The following is a 24,518-nucleotide window of genomic DNA, read 5'->3' as shown; positions in this document are numbered from 1 at the left end:
AATGTGGGAGCTGGCTTGCCTGCGATAGCATCACTGCGGTCTGACTGATAGACCGAGGTGCCTGCGTCGCAGGCAAGCCAGCTCCCACACAAGCCAGCTCTCCCCGAGGTATTAGCGCGGCCCGGAAACCACCAGCATCTGCCCTGGCTTCAATGCCTGGCCGGTGCGCGGGTTCCAACGCTTGAGGTGTTGCATCTCAACGTTGAAGCGCTTGGCCACCATGTACAGCGAGTCACCTTTCTTGACCTTGTACTGCACCGGTTTTTTCGCCGCGACTTTACGCGTGTCCTGCATCACCAGGGTCTGGCCGACCTTGAGCGCCTGGCCGTTGAGCTTGTTCCAGCGCTGCAGGTCATGCACGTCAACCTTGTTGGCCTTGGCGATCAGCGTGAGGTTATCGCCACTGCGTACCTTGTAGCTGCGGGTACGCCCGGCAACCGCCTTGGTCTCGACTTCGTCGAACACCGGCTTCTTGGGGCGCATGCTCAGCAATTCTTCCGGCTTCATCGTCGAAAGGGTGCTGGTCAGCAGTTGGGCCTTGGAGGTTGGTACCAGCAGATGCTGGGGGCCATCCAGAGTGGTGCGTTGTTTCAAGGCTGGGTTGAGCTGGAACAGTTCGTCTTCGTCGATCTCGGCCAGCGCGGCAACCCGTGACAGGTCCATGCTTTGCTTGACTTCAACTACTTCGAAGTACGGTGTGTTGGCAATCGGGTTCAGGTTGACGCCATAGGCCTTGGGCGCCAGTACCACCTGGGACAAGGCCAGGAATTTGGGCACATAGTCCTTGGTTTCCTGAGGCAGGGGCAGGTTCCAGTAGTCAGTGGGCAGGCCGAGCTTTTCGTTGCGCTCGATTGCCCGGCTGACCGTGCCTTCGCCGGCGTTATAGGCCGCCAGGGCCAGCAGCCAGTCGCCGTTGAACATGTCATGCAGACGCGTCAGATAGTCCAGGGCGGCGGTGGTGGAGGCGGTGATGTCGCGGCGGCCATCGTAGGCGCGGGTCTGGCGCAGATTGAAGTAGCGCCCGGTGGAGGGAATGAACTGCCACAAGCCGACCGCATCGCTGCGCGAATAGGCCATTGGGTTGTAGGCACTTTCAATCACTGGCAGCAGCGCCAGTTCCAGAGGCATGTTGCGTTCTTCAAGGCGTTCGACGATGTAATGAATGTAGAGGCTGCCGCGTTCGCCGGCATTCTCCAGAAAGGAGGGGTTACTGGCGAACCACAGGCGCTGTTGCTCGATGCGCGGGTTGACGCCGACACCGTCCTGCAATTGAAAGCCCCGACGCATGCGTTCCCAGACGTCCTGGGGTATTTCGGGGCTGGGCTTCTCTGATAGCCAAATAGGTTTTTGCTTGATCTTGGCAGCAAGATTCGGTTTGGGTTGCACGGTGGATTGTGCAGCGTAATTGGTCGATTGGCAGCCCGCCAGAGTCGCGGAAACGGCCACCGCCACGGCTTGAGCCAGGCGGGTCAATGCGTCTGAAGAAATGGATTTACGAATAGATGACGACATTGGCTGGAAGTAAGTTCCGGGCAAAAATGTCGGGCGATTCTAGAAAGCGCTTTGGTTCCGGTCAACCATTCAGAAATTACGTATCAGATTGCATCTGGTTAGAACTTATCTTTCCAAGCCCTCAAGCTAGCAAACACCTCGGCCCCAGAGCGGTTGTCGCGGCCGTTCCGTTCGTCCGCTTTTTGTTTAACGGATGTTTCAGCGGTGCGCAGAAAAGGGTTAGTACGTTTTTCCAGGGCCAGGTTGGATGGCAGCGTCATCTGGCCACGGGCGCGAAGTTGGGCGACATTTTCCACCCGTTCGGCGATGTCGGCGTTGTGCGGTTCCACGGCTTGGGCAAATTTCAAGTTACTTTGCGTGTATTCGTGAGTGCAGTACACCTGCGTATCGGCGGGCAGGGCGGCCAGGCGTTCCAGGGAACTGTACATCTGTTCCGGCGTGCCTTCGAAGAGGCGACCGCAACCCGCGGCGAACAAGGTATCGCCACACAGCAATACGCCCTGGTGGTAAAAGGCGATGTGGCCGAGGGTGTGGCCAGGCACGGCGTACACGTCGAAGTCCCAGCCCAGCACGCTGATACGGTCGTTATCCTGCAAGGCGACATCCCGCGCCGGGATCTTTTCGTTGGCCGGGCCGTAGACCGTGGCGCCGGTGACAGTTTTCAGTTGCTCCACACCGCCCACATGATCATGGTGATGATGGGTGACCAGAATGTCGCTGAGGCGCCACTCGGCATTCTGCTTGAGCCAGGCCAGTACTGGCGCGGCATCGCCGGGGTCGACCACGGCGCAGCGCCGGGTCGTGGGGTCTTGTAACAACCAGATGTAGTTGTCGGTGAAGGCGGGTAGGGCACTGATCTGTATCATTCTTCGATTCGCCAAGCTGAACACATTGGTGCATCTTAGAACGTCTAGGCGAGTTGGAGAATGCAATGACTGATAAAGCGTTCGCCCAGGCCGATCCTGAGTGGCTGGCCCTGATCAGCGCCGCCCGCGAATGGTTGTCCGGGCCGATTGGGCAGTTTTTGCTGGAAGAAGAGCGGCGCATGCTCGAAGACGAGCTGGGCCGGTTCTTTGGGGGCTACCTGGTGCATTACGGGCCGTCGGCCGACACGCCGCCCTCGGCACCGCAGGTGCAACGCAATGTACGCCTGGGCGCGCCATTGCCAGGTGTGGAAATCGTCTGCGAGGAACAGGCCTGGCCCTTGAGCGAACACGCCGCCGATGTGGTGGTGTTGCAGCATGGCCTGGATTTCTGCCTGTCGCCCCACGGTTTGTTGCGCGAAGCGGCGAGCAGCGTGCGCCCTGGTGGCCATTTACTGATTGTCGGCATCAACCCCTGGAGCAGTTGGGGCCTGCGCCGTGTGTTCGCCCATGACGGACTGCGTCAGGCGCGTTGCATCGCGCCATCACGGGTGGGCGACTGGCTCAACCTGCTGGGCTTCGCGCTGGAGAAACGCCGCTTCGGGTGCTATCGTCCGCCGCTTGCGACGGCCAAGTGGCAGGGCCGCCTGGCCGGTTGGGAACGCCGCGCAGGGGCCTGGCAGCTGTCGGGTGGTGGCTTCTATTTGCTGGTTGCACGCAAGATCGTGGTCGGGCTGCGACCGGTGCAACAAGTGCGCCGCGAGCCGATCGGCAAGCTCGTGCCGATGCCGTTGGCCAAGGTCAACCGCGAACAACGCGAACCGTAAAACCTCTTTTTGATTTCAGGCCGAATAACCGATGACCGATAGCGTAGAACTCTTCACCGATGGCGCCTGCAAGGGCAACCCCGGCCCGGGCGGCTGGGGCGCCTTGCTAGTGTGCAAGGGCGTGGAGAAGGAATTGTGGGGCGGCGAAGCCAATACCACCAATAACCGCATGGAACTGATGGGCGCGATTCGCGGCCTCGAAGAACTCAAACGGCGCTGCAACGTACTCCTGGTGACCGACTCGCAGTACGTGATGAAGGGCATCAACGAGTGGATGGTCAACTGGAAAAAACGTGGCTGGAAGACAGCGGCCAAGGAGCCGGTCAAGAACGCCGACCTGTGGCAATTGCTCGATGAACAGTGCAACCGTCACGACATCACCTGGAAATGGGTACGCGGGCACATTGGGCACCCTGGCAACGAGCGCGCCGACCAGTTGGCCAACCGTGGCGTGGATGAAGTGCGCGGCTACAAGCAGAGCTGAGTCAGCGACACCGCAGCGGCCGCTCGAGCCGCTGCTTCACCGCCGCCATCGCGTGTGGCGAATCTACCCGCACGGCATTGAGCTTCAGGCAGGCAGACGTTGGCCTGATCACAAAGATCCCGTGATTGTTGTCGCTTACAGAACCAGGATCGCACGGGCGAGTTGTTCGTCCGTGTATCGCAGGTCCACTCTCGTCTGGCGAATATGCCGCAAGGCTGACTCTAGTTGGGCACCGCGTATTGCACCTTCGCTTGCGACAAACGAGGCGGCATCGGCCTTGGCTGCCAGCACAATCTTGTCGTCCTTGAAGCTGCTGCTGGTGCCGCCCGTGGCACTCATCGACAGGCTCACCAAGGCGTCAGTGGTCATCACGAAACTGGTGGCTTGCGCACCGGCAGCGCTGAGCAGGCAGGGGATGAACAGCCATTTCAGGTTGAACATGAGTCAGGGAATTCCGTATCTGGAGGAGGCGCGCAGGTTAGCGATGAGGGGCGTAGCAATCCGCAGCAAGTTTGCGAAATCTTGTAAATAACTGTTGGGTGTCCACCGGTGGTTGGGTGCCATGGGCGCTTCGTTTACAGAGCGTGCTAATATCCCGCCCCTTGAACTGTACCGAACCGTTGAGAGCTGAACCCTGATGGCCATCCGATCTGTTGTACTCGATACCGAAACCACCGGCATGCCGGTGACCGATGGTCACCGGATCATCGAAATCGGCTGTGTCGAACTGATGGGGCGCCGCCTGACCGGCCGCCACTTCCACGTCTACCTGCAACCGGACCGCGACAGTGATGAGGGCGCGATTGGCGTCCACGGCATCACCGACGAATTCCTCAAGGGCAAGCCGCGCTTCGCCGAAGTGGCCGATGAGTTCTTCGAATTCATTAATGGCGCCCAGTTGATCATCCATAACGCGGCGTTCGACATCGGCTTCATCAATAACGAATTTGCCCTGATGGGGCAGACCGACCGTGCGGACATCTCCCAGCACTGTACGATCCTCGATACCTTGATGATGGCCCGCGAGCGTCACCCGGGCCAACGCAACAGCCTCGATGCCTTGTGCAAGCGCTATGGCGTCGACAACTCCGGCCGTGAACTCCACGGCGCCTTGCTCGACTCCGAGATCCTGGCCGACGTTTATCTGACCATGACCGGCGGGCAGACCAGCCTGTCCCTGGCCGGTAATGCGTCCGATGGCAGCGGTTCGGCGGAAGGCTCGGGCAACCGCCCTTCGGAAATCCGCCGCTTGCCAGCTGATCGCAAACCGACGCCGATCATCCGTGCCAGCGAGCAGGACCTGGCCGAGCATGCGGCACGCTTGGAAGCGATCGCCAAGGCAGCCGGTGCGCCGGCGTTGTGGACTCAACTCACTCAGCAATAACCGCTCATGTAGGAGCAGGCTTGCAGCCATGGGTACTTACACAGTTGCATCTGTGGCGAGGGAGCTTGCTCCCGTGGCGGCCTGCCAGCCAATACCTATCTACCTGACGCTGCGCGATCAAACTGTGGGAGCTGGCTTGCCTGCGATAGCGGCCTGCCAGCCAACGCCTATCGACCTGACGCCCCGCGATCAAATTGTGGGAGCGGGCTTGCTCGCGAATGCGGCCTGACAGTCAACACGGTTGGATTGGGTACATCTCCATTCCTGCGGTAATGGCCACTTAGCGTTGCGCTCTGACAGCGGGTCACTTTGGAAAAGCCGGAATGCCGGCCCAGCCCACCCACATTTGGATTGCGGAGCCTCAGGTAGATAAGTGTCGGCTGGCAGGCCGCATTCGCAGGCAAGCCAGCTCCCACAGTTTGATCGCGGGTGTGAGGCAGGTATGGCCCGGCAGGCGGGCCGTCACGGGAGCAAGCTCCCTCGCGACTTATGTAGATACCTCTCGACCACCTGTGAAATCTTCATTCGCCACATCTGCTTCCAGCTTCTACCCTTTGTGCAAAGCCTCCGGAGTAAGAGTGCTCATGTACAAGGACCTGAAGTTCCCCGTTCTGATCGTGCACCGTGACATCAAGGCCGACACCGTTGCCGGTGACCGGGTTCGAGGCATCGCCAGGGAGTTGGAACAGGAGGGCTTCAGTATTTTTTCTGCGGTGGACTACGCCGAGGGGCGGCTAGTGGCCGCTACCCATCACGGCCTGGCCTGCATGCTGATTGCCGCCGAAGGCGCCGGGGAAAACACCCATCTGTTGCAGAACATGGTGGAGTTGATTCGCTTGGCGCGCCTGCGCGCACCCAACCTGCCGATCTTTGCGCTGGGCGAGCAAGTCACGCTGGAAAACGCGCCCGCCGATGCCATGAGCGAGCTCAACCAACTGCGCGGCATCCTTTATCTGTTCGAAGACACCGTGCCGTTTCTGGCGCGCCAAGTCGCCCGCGCCGCACGCACGTACCTGGATGGCCTGTTGCCGCCGTTCTTCAAGGCGCTGGTGCAACACACCGCCGACTCCAATTATTCCTGGCACACCCCCGGTCATGGCGGTGGCGTGGCCTATCGCAAAAGCCCGGTGGGGCAGGCCTTTCATCAGTTCTTTGGGGAAAACACCCTGCGCTCTGACTTGTCGGTGTCGGTGCCCGAACTGGGCTCGCTGCTCGATCACACCGGGCCTTTGGCCGAAGCCGAGGCCCGCGCCGCGCGCAACTTTGGCGCCGACCATACGTTCTTCGTGATCAACGGCACGTCCACCGCCAACAAGATCGTCTGGCATTCCATGGTGGGGCGCGATGACTTGGTGCTAGTGGACCGCAATTGCCACAAGTCGGTGTTGCATTCGATCATCATGACCGGCGCGATCCCGCTGTACCTGTGCCCGGAGCGCAACGAGCTAGGGATCATCGGCCCTATCCCCCTGAGCGAATTCAGCCCTGAGTCGATCCGCGCCAAGATCGACGCCAGCCCCTTGACCCGTGGGCGACCACCGAAAGTGAAATTGGCGGTGGTGACCAACTCCACCTATGACGGCCTGTGTTACAACGCCGAACTGATCAAGCAGCAACTGGGCAACAGTGTCGAGGTGCTGCACTTTGATGAGGCCTGGTATGCCTATGCTGCCTTTCACGAGTTCTTCGCCGGGCGCTATGGCATGGGCACCTCGCGCACGCCGGACAGCCCCTTGGTGTTCACCACCCACAGTACGCATAAATTGCTGGCCGCATTCAGCCAGGCGTCGATGATCCACGTGCAGGACGGCGGCGCACGGCAACTGGACCGTGACCGCTTCAATGAAGCCTTCATGATGCATATCTCCACCTCGCCGCAATACAGCATCATCGCGTCGCTGGATGTGGCCTCGGCAATGATGGAGGGCCCGGCCGGACGCTCGCTGCTTCAGGAAATGTTCGACGAGGCCTTGAGTTTTCGCCGTGCCCTGGCCAACTTGCGCCAGCATATAGCGGCCCAAGACTGGTGGTTCTCCATCTGGCAGCCACCCTCGGTCGCGGGCATCGACCGGGTCGCCACGGCGGATTGGCTGTTGCACCCTGGGGATGAATGGCATGGCTTTGGCGACGTGGTCGAAGACTACGTATTGCTGGACCCGATCAAAGTCACGCTGGTGATGCCTGGCCTCAACGCCGGAGGGGCCTTGAGCGATTGCGGGATTCCCGCCGCAGTGGTCAGCAAGTTCCTCTGGGAGCGCGGTCTGGTAGTGGAGAAGACTGGGCTGTATTCGTTCCTCGTGCTGTTTTCCATGGGCATTACCAAAGGCAAATGGAGCACCTTGCTCACTGAGTTGCTGGAGTTCAAGCGTAGCTACGATGCCAATGTCAGCCTGGCCAGTTGCTTGCCGTCGGTGTATGCCCAAGGCCCGGCGCGTTATCAAGGCCTGGGGCTGCGCGACCTTTGCGACCAGTTGCACAGCTGTTACCGTAGCAATGCCACGGCCAGGCACCTCAAACGTATGTATACGGTATTACCGCAAATCGCGATGAAACCCGCCGATGCCTACGACCAACTGGTCAGGGGCGAGGTGGAGGCGGTCTGCATCGATGCCTTGGCCGGACGCATCGCCGCCGTGATGCTGGTGCCTTACCCGCCGGGCATACCTCTGATCATGCCCGGCGAACGCTTCACCGAGTCAACCCGTTCAATCATCGATTACCTGGCATTTGCCCGCACGTTCGATAGCAGTTTCCCCGGTTTTGTCGCGGATGTGCATGGGCTGCAACACGAAGATGACGGCAGTGGCCGTCGTTACACCGTCGATTGCATCAAGGGTTAAGGAAGTTTATGCAAGCTGTGATGAACCCGAAGTATCCAGGGCTCAGTGTGCGAGTCGCCGACGAAGGTTTTGACGCCTATGTGTGGGGCAACGATTTCAGCTTTGAAGTCAGCGCCTATGGGGTGCCGCAAATGGGCCAGCGCGTCGACCAATGGCCGGTGGAAAAAGTGCTGCCGTACCGCAAGTGCTATGGCATCGACCCGGAAGAATTCGCCAGTTTTCGTGATGCCGCCGACAGCTCGATCTTCATGGCGTACCTGGATGACCGCGCAGTGGGGCATATCGTGGTCAGCACCAACTGGAACGGTTTCGCCCATGTTGACGAGTTGGCTGTGGCGTTACCGGCGCGTCGACATGGCGTGGCCAAGTCGTTGTTGGACGTGGCGCAGTTCTGGGCTCGCAAGAAGAACCTGCCGGGCATGATGCTTGAGACCCAGAACAACAACCTCGGCGCCTGTCGCCTGTATGAGCGTTGTGGCTATGTAATGGGCGGCATCGATCAACTGCGTTATCGCGGGATTGACCCGCAAACCCGCGAGGTCGCGATTTTCTGGTATCGGTTGTTCAAGGCGCAAGTGGAGGCGGTCTGACCTCCTACAGGGGCTTGGTGTCGTTACCAAGCAGGCTTTCGGCTTTCTGGATGACGATCTCCAGCAGCGCATTCAATGCAGGGGAGGCCGCAGCGTCTTTCAAGGTCAGCGCATACAGGCTGACCACTATCGGTGGTGACACCGGGCACGCATCAAGCCCGGACTCGCGTGCACCCAAGGCGGTGAACGGGTCGACAATCGCCAGGCCCTCTCCGGCTTCCACCAGGCCGCGCATCATCGGGTAGGTTTGTACGCGCGTCTGCACCACGGGCACCGGCCGCAGGGCATGCAGCTTGGCGTCCAGCAAACGGCTGAGCGGATCATGGCCTTCAAGGCCGATCAACGATTGGCCGGCCAACTCCTGCAGCGCAATGTACTTTTGCTTGGGCTTGAGCCAGCCATGGGGGGCCAGCAACTGCAATTTGCCTTGGGCCAGCACCGTGCTCTGGATATGGGGGTGTTCTGGGTCATGCAGGCTCAGGCCCACATCGGCTTCATGCAACAGCAGGCTGTTGATGATCTGGCCAACTGGCCGGCTCGACAGGTTGCACGGCATGTCCTGGAAGCGTCGACGCAGCGCGGCAATGCTCTGCGGCAACAGTTGGTTGGCCAACGGCGGTGTGCAGAGGGCGCGCAGGGGCGGAGCATGATGGTGTTTCAAGCGGCTGGCAAGGCGTTGCAACGGCTCCAGGGCTTCATACAGAGTTGTGATTTGTGCCTGCAACTCCAGGGTTTCCCGCGTGGCCTGCAAGCGCCCGCGCACGCTGGCGAACAGCATGAAGCCCAGTTGCTGCTCGGCATCCTTGAGGGTGGCGTCTACATCGCCCACGGGGAGTTGCAACCACTCGGCGGCGGTGCCGAGGTGGCCGGTCTGCAAGATGGCCTGAATCACTTCGATATGACGTAAACGCATGGCCGGAGTCTATGTGCAGTGCGCAGGGGATTCAATGGCGCAGGCCTTCGTGCGCAAAAAAGACTGCCGGGGTCGTCCCGGCCTATGGCGCTCAGCCAGGACCCCATTAGAATGGCGGGTCTGATCAGCAACGACCCATGCCGGTTTGCCGGTACTTAAAATAAAAAACAGGTCTGGTCTCATATGCCTCTACCCTCGACTTTCTTCGGGGTAACGGCCAAGCAACTCGTGGTCCTGGTGACCGTGGGAGGCCTGGCGGCTTACTTCTTCAATCATCAGGATGAACCGACGCCGGACAATCTCGCACTGGAAGCCTTTATTCGCTCCCAGCAACAGGTGGGCGAGCAGGTGGGCGCAGTCGTGGGGATCACCCTGGTCAGGGAGGTGGAGGCTTACCCCGCGTACAATGCGGCAGGTTACAAGCGCTCGATGTTTACCGTGCAAGGGGAGCACGGCCAGGTGCTGGTGACGCTCAAGCAAGACGAGCAGGGCATAGAGGTGACGCAGATCCGCCGCCCATGAACGTCCCCAGCCCAGTCGCCAGGACTGAGCAGGTGAACAAGGCAAGCGCTTACGATGCCAGAGTGGTTTCGGACTCGCGCACGAGAATGGTGCCCGACTGGATCAGTTTGAATTCATCACCTTCCAGCTTTTCTACACGGTCGCCAATGGCCAGCTTGTAGGTCGTGGTGGGCGTCGATCCGGCCAGGTCGCCTTGCGCCGGGTTGGATTCCTGAAACTCATGCACCGAATACACGCGGCCTTCCGCGTCTCTGGCATGAAACTGTCCAACAAGTACTGCAGCCATCTGTTTAGAACCTCTGGAGATAAACACTCGATTTGCGGTTCTGTAGACCGTCAGGGAGCGGGGTAGTTTACCTATAAGAAAAAAATACTATTCGCTGATATTTTCAGACGCTTCCTACGCAAGTGCTTGCAAGGAAAACGTCGAGGGAATCCGCACAACCCTCTGGTGAACGCGTCGCGAAGCCTCTATAACTACAAGCTCCTTTATTCAGAAGTCGGGAAACCTCAATGAGCAAGGTCTACACGATTGCCGTCCTGGTGGGCAGCTTGAGAAAAGAGTCGATCAACCGCAAGGTCGCCCTGGCCCTGGCCGAACTGGCCCCCGCCAATCTCAAGTTGAACATTGTTGAAATCGGCGACTTGCCGCTCTACAACGAGGACATCGACGGTGCAACACCGCCCGCAGCCTACAGTACTTTTCGCAAACAAGTGAGTTCATCCGACGCGGTGCTGTTCGTCACCCCCGAATACAACCGCTCCGTGCCGGCGGCCTTGAAAAATGCCATTGACGTGGGCTCGCGCCCATACGGGCAAAGCGCCTGGAGTGGCAAGCCCGGGGCGATCATCAGCGTGTCGCCGGGTGCCATTGGCGGTTTTGGCGCCAACCACCATTTGCGCCAGTCCCTGGTGTTCCTGGATGTGTGGTGCATGCAACAGCCGGAAGCCTACCTGGGCGGGGCGGGCAGTGTGTTCGATGAGGCGGGGAAGGTGTCGGAAAAGACCAAGCCGTTCCTGCAGGCATTCATCGATGCCTACGGTAAGTGGGTAGAAAAACAGAAGGATTGATTTGGCAATGCGCTCAAATGTGGGAGCGGGCTTGCTCGCGAAGGCGGTGGTTCAGCAGAGACATCATCGACTGATACACCGCCTTCGCGAGCAAGCCCGCTTGTATGCTAGGACTTGAAGGGAGGAGAAGGGACAAAGCCCGATTCTGACTGTTGACGCAGTACAGACCGTGGGAGATTTCGCCCCTCCTCCTTTCACCCAAGCGCCGATAAAGAATGCATCTGGCTATGACCGACGATAGGAACAAGCCTGCGCCTCTGGGTGAGCCCTTCAAGTGCTCAAAACCTTAGCCCGGAGGAAGCCCCATGGCAATGCCAGTTTCTGTCTCAAAGCCAATCGTAGGCGTCGATGTCGCTAAGAATGAACTGGTGATTTATCACGCTGAAGTCGATCTGTTAGAAACAATCCCAAACACCAAAGCCGCTATCAAAAAATGGCTGAAGGCCTTGTCCTGCAAAGTGGCCATCGCAATTGAAGCCACCAATATCTACCACTTGGAGTTTGCTGATCTAGCTCATGAAGCTGGTTGCGTGGTTTACATGGTTGGAGGTTATGAGCTCAAGCATTACCGCGAAAGCGTGAAGATCCGGGCCAAGACCGATGCTTTGGATGCCAAGCTGCTCGTCCGCTATTTGAGAAAGGAGGCAGACGAACTGCGTCCCTGGACACCTCCATCACCGCTGTATCGCCATCTTCTAAGCCTGTTTCGTCGGCGCGCAGCCTTGGTTCAGGCGCGCGTCAGCCTGACGCAAAGCTGGGCGAACGAGCCGCTTCTTAAGGCCTCGTTTGCCGAGCAGGTGAAGTCGATGCAGAGACTGGAAGGGTTAATCGAAAAAATGATCAGTGACTGCCTGAAAGAAGCAGGTTTACTGGGTCAGTTGAAGCGTTGCTTAAAAGTCGAAGGTATCGGTTTTTTGACTGGCGCGCGTTTGATTGCCACCTTCCAACGGGGAGAGTTCAGGAATTCGGACGCGTTTATCGCCTTTCTTGGTATGGATTTGCGCGTCAACAAGTCAGGACAGAAGGATGGTCGTCGTAGTTTAAGTAAGCGCGGCGACTCAGAAGCTCGGCGCCTGCTGCATAACGCAGCGATGGCGGCTAGCCGAACAGAGACATGGAAAGCGTTTTATCAAGCACAGAGGGCGCGAGGCTATAGCACCACACAGGCGCTGGTAATACTGGCCCGCAAGCTTGCTAGGGTGGTGTTCGCTCTGCTGAAAGGGCAAAGCGAATATCAGCCAAAAGTTGGTTGAGGGTTGCCCCTCAACCATAGAATCTCCCACAATGGGGTTATCGCAACCAGTTGGTGCGTGCCAGTTCGATAACCTCATCGCCACGCCCGCTCATCACCGCCTTGAGCATGTACAGGCTGAACCCCTTGGCCTGTTCCAGCTTGATGCTCGGCGGCATCACCAGTTCCTGAGTCGCGGTCACCACATCCACCAACACCGGGCCATCGTGGGCCAGGGCACGGCGCAGTGCCGGCTCCAAGTCTTCGGATTGCTCCACACGTATGCCCAAAATGCCCATGGCATTGGACATGGCCGCAAAGTCCGGGTTTTTCAGCTCGGTGCCGGTGTCCAGGTAACCTGCAGCCTTCATCTCCATGGCGACAAAGCCCAGGGACGAATTGTTGAACACCACAAGTTTGACCGGCAATTGCAGTTGCGCCAGGGAAATGAAATCCCCCATCAACATGGTGAAACCACCGTCCCCAGACATCGAGATCACCTGCCGTCCAGGGAATGCCGCCTGGGCGCCGATAGCCTGAGGCATGGCGTTGGCCATCGAGCCATGGTTGAACGAGCCGATCAGCCGGCGCTTGCCGTTCATCTTCAGATAACGCGCCGCCCACACGGTGGGTGAGCCGACATCGGCGGTAAAGATCGCATCATCATCGGCCAGCTCGCTGAGCAAGCGCGCCACATACTGGGGATGGATCGGCCGGCCGGCCTTGGACGGTTGCGCCAGGTCATCCAGGCCTTGGCGGGCTTTTTCGTAGTGCTTCAGGGAGGTCTCGAGGAAGCTGCGATCGGTCTTGCGGGTCAGGCGCGGCAACAGCGCGGCGATGGTTTCACTGACGTCGGCGGCGATGCCCAGATCCAGGGTCGCACGGCGCCCCAGGGCTTGGGGGTTGCGGTCCACCTGGATGATCCTGGCGTCGGTCGGGTAGAACTGGCGATAAGGGAAGTCGGTGCCGAGCATGACCAAGGTGTCGCAATCGAGCATGGCGTGGTAGCCGGAGCTGAAACCGATCAGGCCGGTCATGCCGACGTCGAACGGGTTATCCCACTCCACATGCTCCTTGCCCCTCAGTGCGTGCACCACCGGCGCGCCGAGGGCGTCGGCCAGCGCCACCACTTGATCGTGGGCACCGGCACAGCCGCTGCCACACAGCAGAGTGACTTTCTCGCTGCTCTGGAGCATGTCGGTGAGGCGCTGCAAGTCCTGCTCAACCGGCAGGGTGCGCGGTGCGTGCAAGGCCGGCCACGGCTTGAGCTTATCTTCCACCTCCAGCAGCGATACATCTCCCGGAATCACCACCACCGCCACGCCTCGGTTGAGGATCGCCGAACGCATGGCACGGTGCAGCACCTGAGGCATCTGCTCGGGGTTGCTCACCAGCTCGATAAAGTGGCTGCACTCCTTGAACAGTTCCTGGGGATGGGTTTCCTGAAAGTAATTCAGGCCAACCTCCGATGACGGAATCTGCGCGGCAATCGCCAGCACCGGCACATGGTTGCGATGGCAATCGAATAAACCATTGATCAAATGCAGGTTGCCCGGCCCGCAACTGCCGGCGCACACCGTCAACTCGCCGGTGGCCGCCGCTTCGGCACCGGCAGCGAAGGCGGCGACCTCCTCGTGGCGAACATGCATCCACTCGATGCTGTCCATGCTGCGCAGGGCGTCGGTCAGGCCATTGAGGCTGTCGCCGGTGAGCCCCCAGATACGCTTGATACCCGCTTGTTCCAGGGTGGTCGCCAACTGCTGGGCCAGGTTGATTTTCGCCATGAGGAACTCCAATCGTCAGTGAGGTTGAAAAACTGCTGATCAGTAGGGGACAGTTCAATCACGGCGAATGCTCCGCCTTTAATGTGAAGATTGCGTCATGCTTGCGCGGTATTGCCGCGTACGCCGCGCGATAAACCACTGGTCACAGGCCAATGCCAGCCAGGGCGCAACGTTGGGGTTGGGCAGGCGGCCGCGGCTCAGACGGCGCATCTGGTCGCGCACCACGGCGAGGGTGGCGAGGGCGGCCAGGGGTTTGCGCTTCCATTCCATGGGCTTGAGTTGTGGGTTGAGGTCGCGACCTTCACGCCACTGTTTGATCAGTTGCGGCTCCAGGGTCAGGGCGGTGGCGATGCCGGCCATGGCGATGCCGCTGTCCAATACTTGCTGGACCACCGGCAAGCGGCGAATACCTCCGGTCACCATCAGTGGCATGGTGGCGATGCTCGCCATTTGTGTGGCGAAATCCAAAAAGTAGGCTTCACGGGCCAAGGTGCGGCCGTCCCGCGCCTCACCTTGCATGGCCGGCGCTTCATAGCTGCCGCCGGACAACTCAAGCAAATCGATCGGCAGTGTATTGAGCATCTCCACTACTGCGCGCGCATCGGTCTCATCGAAGCCGCCGCGCTGGAAGTCTGCGGAATTGAGCTTTACCGACACACAAAATGAAGGGCTGACGCTGGCACGTACGGCACGGACGACCTCCAGCAACAGGCGTGCGCGGTTTTCCAAGGGGCCGCCCCAGCGGTCGGTGCGATGGTTGCTCAAGGGCGAGAGAAATTGGCTCAACTAATAACCATGGGCGCCGTGGATCTGTACGCCGGTGAACCCGGCTTGCTCGGCCAGGCGGGCGCTGGTGGCGAAGCGCTTGATGACGTCCTGGATGTCGTCTTCGGTCATGGCCTTGGGTTTGGCGAACATCTTGGAAAAACTGCCCACATCCAGCGCAATAGCCGAGGGGGCCAACGCTTGTTGACCGAGGTTGGCCATGGTCTGGCGGCCCGGATGGCTGAGCTGTACCCAGAAGTGCACACCTTTGGCCCGGGCTACGTCGGCCCATTCACGAAAACTGGCCAGGTGTTGCTCGTTTTCTAGCGCGACACCGCCAGGGCCGGTCATGGCGCGGCGGTCGACCATCACGTTACCGGTCAGCAGCAGGCCGGGTTCGCCGTCGGCCCAGGTCTTGTACAGCTGCTTCAAGGCTTTGGACGGTGCCTGATGCAGGTCCGCCATGTTCTCTTCCATCGCGGCCTTGCCGATGCGGTTGGCGATGATTTGGCCGTTAGGCAGTTGCAGCGATTCGAACGGTGACATGGGTTAACTCCTGAGCAGGGAGGTCTCAGGCTAAGCTTAAAGTTAACTTTAATGTCAAGCGGGAGTCGATCACACAGGATTGACGGGCGATGGAACGGCAGGAGCGAGGCGTTCCCCTCGCTCCTGCAGAGTGTCAGCGGCGGCGGAACAGCGGCAAAGGTTCATCGGTGGCCGCTTGATAGGTCACCGAGAAATCCTTGAGGCTTTCCAGCGCTTCGTACGGGTCTTTGTCCGCGCGCAAGGCGAAGGCATCGAACCCGCAGCGGTGCAGGTAGAACAGTTGGTCACGCAGCACGTCGCCAATGGCCCGCAGTTCACCCTTGTAGCCATAACGGTCACGCAGCAGGCGGGCATTGGAGTAGTTGCGCCCGTCGGTGAAGGCCGGGAAGTTAAGGGCGATGACCTGAAAATGCTGCACGTCATCACCGATTTCTTCGGCTTCTTCATCGGCGTCCAGCCACACACCCAGGCCGCCATCGCGGGCCTTGAGGGCATGGCCGTGCTCGCGCCACAGTGCCAGCGGCACGATCAGGTCGTCGCAGTTGGAGATGCCGTCGAAGCTCGCGTCCTTGGGCAGCAGGTGCCAGGTTTCGTCGACGACTGCGTTGTTCTTAATGATTCGCTGCATAGACACGCTCCTTGAACAGGTCGATGCCGATGCGCTGGTAGGTGTCGATGAAGCGCTCATCTTCGGTACGCTGTTCGATATACACGTCGATCAGCTTGCCGATCACCTCTGGCATGGCTTCCTGGGCGAAGGATGGGCCGAGGATCTTGCCCAGGCTCGCATCGCGGCTGGCGCTGCCACCCAGGGACACTTGGTAGAATTCTTCGCCTTTCTTGTCCACGCCCAGGATGCCGATGTGGCCGACGTGGTGGTGACCACAGGCGTTCATGCAACCGGAGATGTTCAGGTCCAGCTCGCCGATGTCGAACAGGTAATCCAGGTCGTCGAAACGGCGTTGGATCGACTCGGCAATCGGGATCGACTTGGCGTTGGCCAGGGAGCAGAAGTCGCCGCCCGGGCAGCAGATGATATCGGTCAGCAGGCCTATGTTCGGCGTAGCAAAGCCGCCTTCGCGCAGTTCGCCCCACAGGGTGAACAATTGGCTTTGTTCAACGTCCGCAAGAATGATGTTCTGCTCGTGGGAGGTGCGCAGTTGGCCAAAGCTGTAGCGCTCGGCCAGGTCGGCGACGGCATCCAGCTGCTTGTCGGTGATATCGCCAGGGGCAACACCGGTGGGCTTGAGCGACAGGGTCACTGCCACGTAGCCGGGCTTCTTGTGCGCCAGGGTATTGCGCGTGCGCCAGCGGGCGAAACCTGGGTGTTGCTGGTCGAGTGCGGCCAGCTCGGCGTCCTGATTGCTCAGGGCCTTGTACTCAGGGTCGACGAAGTGCTTGGCGACGCGGTGCACTTCGGCTTCGGTCAGGGTGGTCTGGCCGCCGCGCAGGTGTTCCATTTCGGCATCGACTTTCTGGGCAAACACCTCAGGGGTCAACGCCTTGACCAGGATCTTGATCCGGGCCTTGTACTTGTTGTCGCGACGGCCATAGCGGTTGTAAACCCGCAGGATGGCGTCGAGGTAGCTCAGCAGGTCCTGCCACGGCAGGAACTCGTTGATAAAGGCGCCGACCACCGGGGTACGGCCCAGGCCACCGCCGACCAATACGCGAAAACCCAGCTCGCCGGCGGCGTTGTACACCGGCTCCAGGCCGATGTCGTGCACTTCGATGGCGGCACGGTCCGAGGTCGAGCCATTGATGGCGATCTTGAACTTGCGCGGCAGGTAGGCGAATTCGGGGTGGAAGGTGGTCCACTGACGCACGATTTCACACCACGGCCGCGGGTCGATCAACTCGTCGGCAGCGACGCCGGCAAATTGGTCGGTGGTCACGTTGCGCAGGCAGTTACCGCTGGTCTGAATGGCGTGCATCTGCACGGTAGCCAGTTCAGCCAGGATGTCCGGCACATCTTCCAGGGCCGGCCAGTTGAACTGCACATTCTGGCGGGTGCTGATGTGGGCATAGCCTTTGTCGAAGTCGCGGGCGATCTTGGCCATCATTCGCGTCTGGCGCGACGTCAGTTGGCCATAGGGCACGGCCACCCTCAGCATCGGCGCAAAGCGCTGCACATAAAGGCCATTTTGCAGGCGCAGAGGGCGGAACTCTTCTTCGCTCAGTTCACCTGCTAAGTAGCGTCGGGTCTGATCACGGAACTGCTTGACGCGGTCCTCGATGATGCGCTGATCGTATTCGTCGTATACGTACATATAGGTCCTGTTCTCGGCAAATCTGCGCGCACGGCCGCGCACTCCCAACGGAGCCGGCGCACGATACCAGTTTGCGTATATGCGCAAAAGTGATGTTTGGGTATATGTAAATAACCAAACTGACTAATGAGAACCGTTATCGCCATACCCACATTTGTCACAGGGACAACTCTGGTCTTTACTGTGATCGAGTCTTAGTGCAGTCACCTATAAAACCGACAAGAGGCGATGCGATGAGCAATTCCACCAAAGCCCGTAAACCCGACAGTACCGTGGATGCCTGGGCCATTTTATTTTTGATCATCCTGGTGGTGGGAACCGCCGTGTTCTGGGTTAGCCACCAGTAAAGCAGCGGGTTGATTGAACCTCGATTGAATATCTAATTGCCACTATCATGGCGCTCTATGTTCAAGGTTCAGACAACCATGTTGAAGGTTCTGATGGCGTGTGTGTGGTTGCTGGGGTCGGCGTACGGGGCAATCGCCCAGGCTGCGTCGGTGGTGTTTCTCAACCCTGGCCGGTCTTCGGAAACCTTCTGGGTCAGTTATGCGCAATTCATGCAGGCCGGCGCCAAGGACCTCGGCCTGGATTTGCGTGTGCGCTATTCCGAGCGTGACAACCAAGTCACCCTGGCCCATGCGCGAGAGGCATTGCTGGGCACTGAACGACCTGATTACCTGGTGCTGGTGAATGAGCAATACGTTGCCCCGCAAATCATGCGCATGGCCCAGGGCAGCGGGGTGAAATTACTGATCGTCAACAACGCCCTGACGCCCGACCAGACGCAGCTCTTGGACGCCTACCACGACACCCGGTTGATCGGCAGCATGGTCGCGGACGACGAGCAGGCCGGCTACCTGATGTTGACCGACTTGTTGCGCCAACACGGGCCGATAGCTTCTGGCGCAACGCTGGACCTGCTGGCATTTTCCGGTGCCAAGACCACACCGGCGGCGCAGTTGCGTGAACAGGGCCTGCGCCGCGCCCTGGCCGAACATCCGCAAGTGCGCCTGCGCCAGTTGGTCTACGGTGAATGGAACCGCCAGCGCGCCTACGAACAAGCCACGCAGATGCTCAAGCGCTATCCACAATCGGCCCTGGTGTGGTCGGCCAATGATGAGATGGCATTGGGCGCCATGCAGGCCCTGCAAGACAGCGGTCGGGTACCGGGCAAGGATGTGTTGTTCAGTGCGGTCAACAGTTCGCCGCAGATCCTTGCAGCACGCCTGGACGGGCGCCTGAGTACGCTGGTGGCGGGGCACTTCACCCTGGGCGGCTGGGCAATGGTGTTGATCCATGATGAGGCCAAGGGTGTCGATATCGGCGCCCGTGGCGGTCGCAACCGCCAGCAAGCGTTGTTCCAGTTGATCGACTCCGCCCAGGCACGCCGGCTATCGGGCCCCCTGCCATCGGTGGATTTTCGCGCATTGTCAGCGGTGGGCAAGCCCGCATCCTACCGTTACCCATTCAGCCTGCAACTGTTGCTGCGTTAAACCCCGGCCAGGTGCAGCACCAGCTTGACGATGCCAAACAGGGTCAAGGCAAACACCGCCGTGAACACAATACCCAGGATCACGAAATGGCTAGGCTTGCCGTGGGTAAAATCGCGGGCGCGGTTCTTGCCGCTTTGCACACCAAAAGCCGCCGCCATCACGCTGTGCAGCATCTGCCAGAAGGTCGGCGGCTTGTTATCGATTGGGTCGTCCATACAGCCCTCGTCAACGGGGTCATCGTACAGAGCATAGACAATCGGTTACGGCTTATCTTGGGCTGAGCACCTCCAGACCCAGGAATAGCTGTTGGTCCAGCGGCGGCTTGATCTCGGCTTTCTCCAGGTTGACCACGGCCCGGTTGTCGGCACGTGCCCGCTCAATCAGGTCCTTGCGGGTATACAGCCGTTCAGCTTTGGTTTTCAGATGCCCGAAGTCAGGGCTGGCAGGCGGCTTGTCGGCCGTCGCGTAGTGGAAGTGGGCGTACCACAGCACGGCGTCCTCACCTTGTTTGCCTTCCCTGATTTTGCTTTTATCGCGTATCGCATACTCGGTCAGGTAGTCCCCCGCTTTTAACGGGACACGGCTGCGGACTAGGTTGATGTCGACAAAACCGTGTCGCCATAAATAGGCCACATGGGCTGCCCTGGGGCGCTGCAACTTGTAACCGAGGCTGCATGCCTCGCGTGCTTGCCGGGTGGCGGCGGCGGCCTCTTCCTGGTAACGGTCGATCAGCTCGGTGGCACGGGCGTCTGTGGCATGGTCGCGCTTGAGTTCTTCAGCCAGGGTTGTGAATTTTTGCGCATGTTGCGTCAGCATGACATCCCATTCATGGGGGGCCAGGCTTTCCAGTCGGCTGGGGTCGTTGAGTTTGCGTTGTTGAAAATGAATACTGCGATCAATTCCCGCGCGCTCGTCTTTGACCGTTTGTGCCTGTGCCTCTATTGCCCTCAGTGGGCGCTTAAGCGCCACCTCAGCAGGCGGTGCGGCGCGGGCTGGCTCTACGACATTCCAGAACCCCTCACTGGCGTGTTCAAGGTAGGTGGCGAGCGTCTTGCCGGTCAGCGGGTCTTTGATATCGACGAAATTGCCTGGCGCATCCGGCTGGCCGGCACGCAAGTCTCCTACCAGGGTCCTCCTGTCGCGGGTGGTGATGACTCTGCGACTCGAGGCTTTGAGTCGCGTGGCGCTGTCGGGGGGCGTGACAGGGGCGAAACCCTCCTCGACCAGAATCGAATGGGCCAGTTGGGTTTCAAGGCTGGTGCGGGCTTGGGCCAGATGTTGCAGGAAGGGCTCGCGGTATTCTTCGCGAATAAACCCTGAACCCATTTCAGTCAATGAGTTGACGGCGTTTTCCAATTGCTCATAGCGCTCCAGGACACTCTTGAGTACATCGATCTGCTCTAGGGTCGAGTAGCCGCTGGTCGTCATCATTTCCGTATGCGCCGACAGGCTGGTTGCCGTGCGTGGGTCGGTCAGTTCACTGACGAAAGGATACTCCGCCAGCTCCCTTGAGCCGTGCGCACGGTTTAATACCAAGTCGATAAACACCAGCAGCGCATGTTGCTTGATGATCACTGAGTGGATGTTTTGATCGGTGGGTCTGTCTTGCAGTAAAAACTGACGTGTTGCCGGGGTAGCTTCCTTGAGCAGTGTCTCGATTTTTTCTGCGGGCTCGATCATGTGTTCGAGCGCCTGGACCTGGCGTTTCTGCAGGTTGATGTAGTCGTCGTAGGCGTCGGTGATGCCATCGGGCAATTCCTGTTTGGTGCGCGCATTCAGTTCGTCATAACTTTCGCCGCGCTCGGTTTCAAGGGTGTCTGACATTCGTTGGGAGAGAGACTCATAAAGCCCGCCCCAGAAGCTGTAAAGGGTTTTGATGGCCCTGTCCCGCGCGCGCTCGTGGGCCGGGTCAGTCCTGTCCAGGCTCATCAGCTCGTTGGCCTTGGCCTGGATTTTTTTCATCAGTTCGACAACGGGTAGCCCGTGTCGGCGCTGGTTGTCCAGGGCAATATCCCACTGGATCCTGGCCTGTGCGGTTGCAATGCGGCGTTGCTCATGACGCTTGACCACTTCGGCGTGCAGTTTCGGAATGCTCTTGGAACTGGCCAGCAGCAACCAATCCTTGCGCAGGTTCTTACTCTGTTCGACCAGATTGGTACGGGCGATCGTCAGGGCTCTTTCAGAGGTAAAAGAGGCACCCATCAAGGAAAACATCGTGGCGTTGAGCGCAGTGAGCTCTGAATTCAGAGTCCGCAGGCGTTCGGCACGTTCCTTTTGCCAGGTACTCAATCGGTCACGGGGCATGCCGCCGTTGAGCCTCGCGTGGCGGTCAAGGCGCCAATGTCCTTGGCCGTCGCTTATCAGCCTGAAGCCTGGATGTTGAGGATGTTTGGGGTGCACCAGGTAGACCTCGCCGAACCCCGGTGTCACGCTGACTTGGAACAGCAGCCCGCCAAGGCTGGCGTGCCAGACGCCGTCAATGCGGTAGAGGCCCTTGAGTGCACCGCTCGCTTGCGGGGCCGGCAGTGACGAGGGCCAGGGCACCTGAATATCGAGCATCGCTCTGAGCCGTTCACTGGCTTGAGGGCTGGCCAGGGACCGGCTGAAGTCCAGCACCGTATCACCCGTCGCCGGCGGCTCACCGGGCAGCGACACCACGCCCTCGCGTATCGCTGGCAGTTGTTCCGCTTCCGGCATGCCCGGGGCACGGCGCCAGGCTGCCAGTCGCAAACCACGGGCCTCTGTATCAGCTTCCAGTAACGGCCTGCCAGACGCGAATGCGCCATGCAGCAACACCATGGCGGTATTGAGCAGCAGATCGATCAATGCCGATTCACGCGTAATCGGGTCCGTGCTGTCCAACCCCGCCAGATCCTGCTCCAGGCTGGCGACCAGCACCAGGAACCAGCCCGCCAACATGGCTGGGCCGCGTACCAGCGGCAGCAACAAGGTGTTGAACAGCAACCACGCTCCTTCCATCAAGACGGCCCAGCGGCTTTCGGTGTTGGAGACTGATTCACGGTCCGCCAAATCGACCAGCGCCCGCGCTGTACTGCCGAACAGATGATTAAGCAGTTGGCCGTTGACCTGCGATTGCAGCCATTCACCGGCACCCTCATCAACCGCCAGGGTCGCCGGGGCGGGTTTCTCGGCCAGGCTGTATTCATCGCCGGGCAGGAAACGAATGATGTGCGGTTCCTTGATACCGCCGTGGGCATAGATGGGGCGGGCTTTCTCCGATAACCAGTCCAGCACGCTGTTTTGCAACTCGCCTGGCTGGGCAATGGCCTGCAACAGCGCCTGGCGGCTGGGGTATTGATGCAGGGCGTCGGCATACAACGGTCGATACAGCAAATGTGGACCCGCACTGATATCGCGTGGCTCGATGATGAACATGTTGTTTGCCGGATCCGGCGAAGCCCCGGCTTTGCGGCACAGAGCCAGCGGGCGCAAGACGATTTCCTGGCCATCAACCACTCTGTCGGCGGGCATTTGCGCCATCAGCGCCTTGACGTACCGATAACCGGTGACGGTCATGCCGTGTTGCTGGCGGATCTTGTATTCCAGTGCCTGCATCGGCAGATGAACCTTGAGTTCACGAGTAAACAGCGACTCCCTGCGGCGAGCATCGGCGGTGTCGGATAACAACAGCTCTTTGAGAGCGTCAGGGTAGGTAGTGCCAATATCAACGCGCTGGATCAGGCCGCTGCTGCCCAACAGGTAATCTTCGTTCAACCAGCCTGGCAACGGTGTTGTCGTGCTGGAGGATAGCTTCAGCGTGCCAGAGGGCTTGCCAGCGAGGTTCTTCAGAGCCAGGTCCGTCAGCGACATGCGCACATGCTCGACAATTCCGGCTCCCCCTGGATAACCGGCGGCCACAGTGAAATCCAACAGCACGGCATCGGGGTCGACGTCGCCGTGATCAGCCTGCATCTGCTTGCGTAGCGCGGCCCGGCTGAACGTGTGGATGTTTTCAATGCCTTCGTTGAACGCGCGGCCCTGGTTTTTTTGCAGCACCTGCGCCATGTCCTGCAGATGGCGATGGTAGGCAAATCGATCAGCGCTGCTGGCTTGTGCGAGCCATGCCGGCAGTCGCTGGCTCACGGCATCGAGCCGTTCGGCGGCGGCGATCGGGACGTCGATGAAATAGCGTGCCGGATCGGTGATTTTCTCCAGGTGCTGCTCAAGGGTTTTTTCGTCTTGACCCTGGAAAGACAGGGTCTCCAGGTCTTCCAGGTGCGTATTGAGGATCAGCCCCGCCTGTTGCTCAAACACATTGGCGACCGGCTCGTTGCGCCGCCAGGTCAGGCTGTCGAATCGGAACTGCTCCTGCATCTTCGCGCCCCAGGCCTGGCTGAACGCCGCCAGTGAGTCGAACGCGTCGATCTTGCCGGCCACGCTGTACAGCAGCAGCTGTTTTTCACGTACCAGCAGCAGATCTGGGGTGAGTACGCGCACGGTTTCGCCGGCGTCGGCGAGCGTGGTTTCTATGAAATACACATAGGTGGCAGGTGAAGAGCGGGGCAGGCGCTCACGTTGTGCCGGCCAGGCGGCGACCACCGCCAACATGTCACGCTGCGTGTCGGTCAGGGTTGAAGGACCCGCCGCCGCGGCGGTCATCCGACCGTTGAGGAACTCGCTGAGCCACTGCCAGCGACTGTTGCCATGCTCGTCAACCTGGCTCCAGTAGTCGGCCAGTTCATGCTGCATGTACAGATAAAGCGAGGCTGGCAGCTCGTCGATGATCTGTGCGATGACTTGCATGTCGAGACCCGGCAGGCCCTCGGGCTTGATCACTTCGGGTGGCGTCTGGGTGAGGAAGTAGGGACGCTCGCGCACGGAGTGCAGGTCAAGCGTCCGCGGGTTCAGCACATGGGCAATAGCCACTTCCATCAATGCAGGATAGGCGTAACCGCCGGATGGCTGAGGGCTTGCCAGTTTGACCGTCTGCCAGTCCAGCTTCAACGACGGGTAGCGTTCCAGAATACGCTCGCGCAGGGCGTTCAACAGCACTGAATACAAGGCTGGGCGGGTGGCGAAACGCGCATGTACGGCCTGGGCGGGTAATTGGCGAAAGGCCAGGGTTGACGCGGGGGTAATGGGTTCGGGCATGACGAAATCCGTTTCCTGTGTAAAACCGGTTGTTCTGAGCTGCCGGCCCAGCGGACCGGGAATCGGTCCGGCACAGGAAATCGCATTTGGTCATTGCGGGTGCGGTAGGTGATTACCGCGAGCCTATCAGTTGGGGTGCTAACGACCCTGCACCGTATATATTCACCACCGAGCAGCGTCTGGAGGGTGATGTTCTGTCATTCCCAATCACAGGAATGACCGAATGTCTGATCTACCCACCCAGCGCTTCGTTGACAAGCAACCGGCAGCGACTTCAGGTTATGTGCGGGAATGAGCCTGATGAAAATCAG

Annotated in this window: 19 protein-coding genes and 1 pseudogene; 9 read left to right on the top strand and 11 right to left on the bottom strand. The window is 59.8% G+C overall.

The window, feature by feature from the left end:
- Positions 1–111: 111 nt before the first annotated feature.
- Together MHH62_RS04525 and gloB are read right to left on the bottom strand one after the other, a co-directional pair.
- The gene (locus MHH62_RS04525) at positions 112–1,512 is read right to left on the bottom strand and encodes a transglycosylase SLT domain-containing protein (protein WP_339232571.1); all 1,401 of its coding nucleotides are present in this window, start codon (positions 1,510–1,512) and stop codon (positions 112–114) included.
- Between the two features lie 98 nt (positions 1,513–1,610).
- Positions 1,611–2,378 carry a hydroxyacylglutathione hydrolase gene (gene gloB / locus MHH62_RS04520; protein ID WP_073452299.1) on the bottom strand — a complete coding sequence of 256 codons (768 nt, stop codon included), beginning with the start codon at positions 2,376–2,378 and terminating at the stop codon, positions 1,611–1,613.
- 65 nt (positions 2,379–2,443) lie between these two features.
- Between gloB and MHH62_RS04515 the strand changes: the two genes are divergently transcribed.
- Both MHH62_RS04515 and rnhA read left to right on the top strand, forming a co-directional pair.
- Positions 2,444–3,202: a methyltransferase domain-containing protein gene (locus MHH62_RS04515; protein ID WP_003190694.1), complete on the top strand. Its 759-nt coding sequence runs from the start codon at positions 2,444–2,446 to the stop codon at positions 3,200–3,202.
- Between the two features lie 31 nt (positions 3,203–3,233).
- Positions 3,234–3,686: a ribonuclease HI gene (gene rnhA / locus MHH62_RS04510; protein ID WP_003173571.1), complete on the top strand. Its 453-nt coding sequence runs from the start codon at positions 3,234–3,236 to the stop codon at positions 3,684–3,686.
- A gap of 135 nt (positions 3,687–3,821) precedes the next feature.
- On the opposite strand, the gene MHH62_RS04505 is transcribed toward rnhA, so the two are convergent.
- Positions 3,822–4,127, bottom strand: a complete 306-nt coding sequence (locus MHH62_RS04505) for a DUF2388 domain-containing protein (protein ID WP_032903831.1) — start codon at positions 4,125–4,127, stop codon at positions 3,822–3,824.
- Positions 4,128–4,329: 202 nt separating this feature from the next.
- Here MHH62_RS04505 and dnaQ point away from each other — a divergent pair, with 202 nt between their 5' ends.
- From dnaQ to MHH62_RS04490, 3 genes are all read left to right on the top strand, one after another.
- A complete protein-coding gene (gene dnaQ, locus MHH62_RS04500) occupies positions 4,330–5,070 on the top strand; it encodes a DNA polymerase III subunit epsilon (protein WP_164692278.1) in 741 nt (246 codons plus the stop codon).
- 584 nt (positions 5,071–5,654) lie between these two features.
- Positions 5,655–7,910 carry an Orn/Lys/Arg decarboxylase N-terminal domain-containing protein gene (locus MHH62_RS04495; protein ID WP_073843189.1) on the top strand — a complete coding sequence of 752 codons (2,256 nt, stop codon included), beginning with the start codon at positions 5,655–5,657 and terminating at the stop codon, positions 7,908–7,910.
- A 20-nt stretch (positions 7,911–7,930) separates the two neighbouring features.
- Positions 7,931–8,500 (top strand): GNAT family N-acetyltransferase, encoded by a 570-nt coding sequence (locus MHH62_RS04490; protein WP_032903567.1) that lies wholly within the window; start codon positions 7,931–7,933, stop codon positions 8,498–8,500.
- 4 nt (positions 8,501–8,504) lie between these two features.
- Here the strand turns inward: MHH62_RS04490 and MHH62_RS04485 are convergent, their stop codons facing one another.
- The gene (locus MHH62_RS04485) at positions 8,505–9,413 is read right to left on the bottom strand and encodes a LysR substrate-binding domain-containing protein (protein WP_014718261.1); all 909 of its coding nucleotides are present in this window, start codon (positions 9,411–9,413) and stop codon (positions 8,505–8,507) included.
- A 183-nt stretch (positions 9,414–9,596) separates the two neighbouring features.
- On the opposite strand from MHH62_RS04485, the gene MHH62_RS04480 reads away from it, so the two are divergent.
- Entirely contained in the window at positions 9,597–9,935 is a 339-nt protein-coding gene (locus tag MHH62_RS04480) for a hypothetical protein (RefSeq protein WP_014718262.1), read from the top strand.
- 49 nt (positions 9,936–9,984) lie between these two features.
- Here the strand turns inward: MHH62_RS04480 and MHH62_RS04475 are convergent, their stop codons facing one another.
- A complete protein-coding gene (locus tag MHH62_RS04475) occupies positions 9,985–10,221 on the bottom strand; it encodes a hypothetical protein (protein ID WP_032874044.1) in 237 nt (78 codons plus the stop codon).
- A gap of 227 nt (positions 10,222–10,448) precedes the next feature.
- On the opposite strand from MHH62_RS04475, the gene MHH62_RS04470 reads away from it, so the two are divergent.
- A complete protein-coding gene (locus MHH62_RS04470) occupies positions 10,449–11,006 on the top strand; it encodes an NAD(P)H-dependent oxidoreductase (RefSeq protein ID WP_020301562.1) in 558 nt (185 codons plus the stop codon).
- A gap of 311 nt (positions 11,007–11,317) precedes the next feature.
- On the top strand, positions 11,318–12,259 hold the full coding sequence (locus MHH62_RS04465) for a transposase (protein WP_172832683.1): 942 nt from the start codon (positions 11,318–11,320) through the stop codon (positions 12,257–12,259).
- A 37-nt stretch (positions 12,260–12,296) separates the two neighbouring features.
- On the opposite strand, the gene poxB is transcribed toward MHH62_RS04465, so the two are convergent.
- From poxB to MHH62_RS04445, 4 genes and pseudogenes are all read right to left on the bottom strand, one after another.
- Complete coding sequence (gene poxB / locus MHH62_RS04460) at positions 12,297–14,021, bottom strand: ubiquinone-dependent pyruvate dehydrogenase (protein ID WP_069868415.1); 1,725 nt, start codon at positions 14,019–14,021, stop codon at positions 12,297–12,299.
- A gap of 78 nt (positions 14,022–14,099) precedes the next feature.
- A pseudogene (locus MHH62_RS04455) lies at positions 14,100–15,332 on the bottom strand (NADH:flavin oxidoreductase/NADH oxidase family protein).
- Positions 15,333–15,465: 133 nt separating this feature from the next.
- Positions 15,466–15,960 carry a DUF934 domain-containing protein gene (locus tag MHH62_RS04450; RefSeq protein ID WP_003190711.1) on the bottom strand — a complete coding sequence of 165 codons (495 nt, stop codon included), beginning with the start codon at positions 15,958–15,960 and terminating at the stop codon, positions 15,466–15,468.
- On the bottom strand, positions 15,944–17,602 hold the full coding sequence (locus MHH62_RS04445; protein ID WP_003190712.1) for a nitrite/sulfite reductase: 1,659 nt from the start codon (positions 17,600–17,602) through the stop codon (positions 15,944–15,946). The genes MHH62_RS04450 and MHH62_RS04445 overlap by 17 nt, the downstream gene beginning before the upstream one ends.
- A gap of 425 nt (positions 17,603–18,027) precedes the next feature.
- Between MHH62_RS04445 and MHH62_RS04440 the strand changes: the two genes are divergently transcribed.
- The gene (locus MHH62_RS04440) at positions 18,028–19,095 is read left to right on the top strand and encodes an ABC transporter substrate-binding protein (protein ID WP_014718268.1); all 1,068 of its coding nucleotides are present in this window, start codon (positions 18,028–18,030) and stop codon (positions 19,093–19,095) included.
- On the opposite strand, the gene MHH62_RS04435 is transcribed toward MHH62_RS04440, so the two are convergent.
- Positions 19,092–19,310: a DUF2970 domain-containing protein gene (locus MHH62_RS04435; protein WP_014718269.1), complete on the bottom strand. Its 219-nt coding sequence runs from the start codon at positions 19,308–19,310 to the stop codon at positions 19,092–19,094. The two genes, MHH62_RS04440 and MHH62_RS04435, sit on opposite strands and share 4 nt — an antisense overlap.
- A gap of 52 nt (positions 19,311–19,362) precedes the next feature.
- Positions 19,363–24,207 (bottom strand): DUF6543 domain-containing protein, encoded by a 4,845-nt coding sequence (locus tag MHH62_RS04430; protein ID WP_339232569.1) that lies wholly within the window; start codon positions 24,205–24,207, stop codon positions 19,363–19,365.
- Between the last annotated feature and the right edge of the window lie 311 nt (positions 24,208–24,518).

The sequence above is a fragment of the Pseudomonas sp. FSL L8-0168 genome, from assembly GCF_037976155.1.
GTDB lineage: Bacteria > Pseudomonadota > Gammaproteobacteria > Pseudomonadales > Pseudomonadaceae > Aquipseudomonas > Aquipseudomonas paracarnis.
Note: the sequence above shows the minus strand (reverse complement) of the source record. Positions and strands in the feature narration are given on the sequence as shown.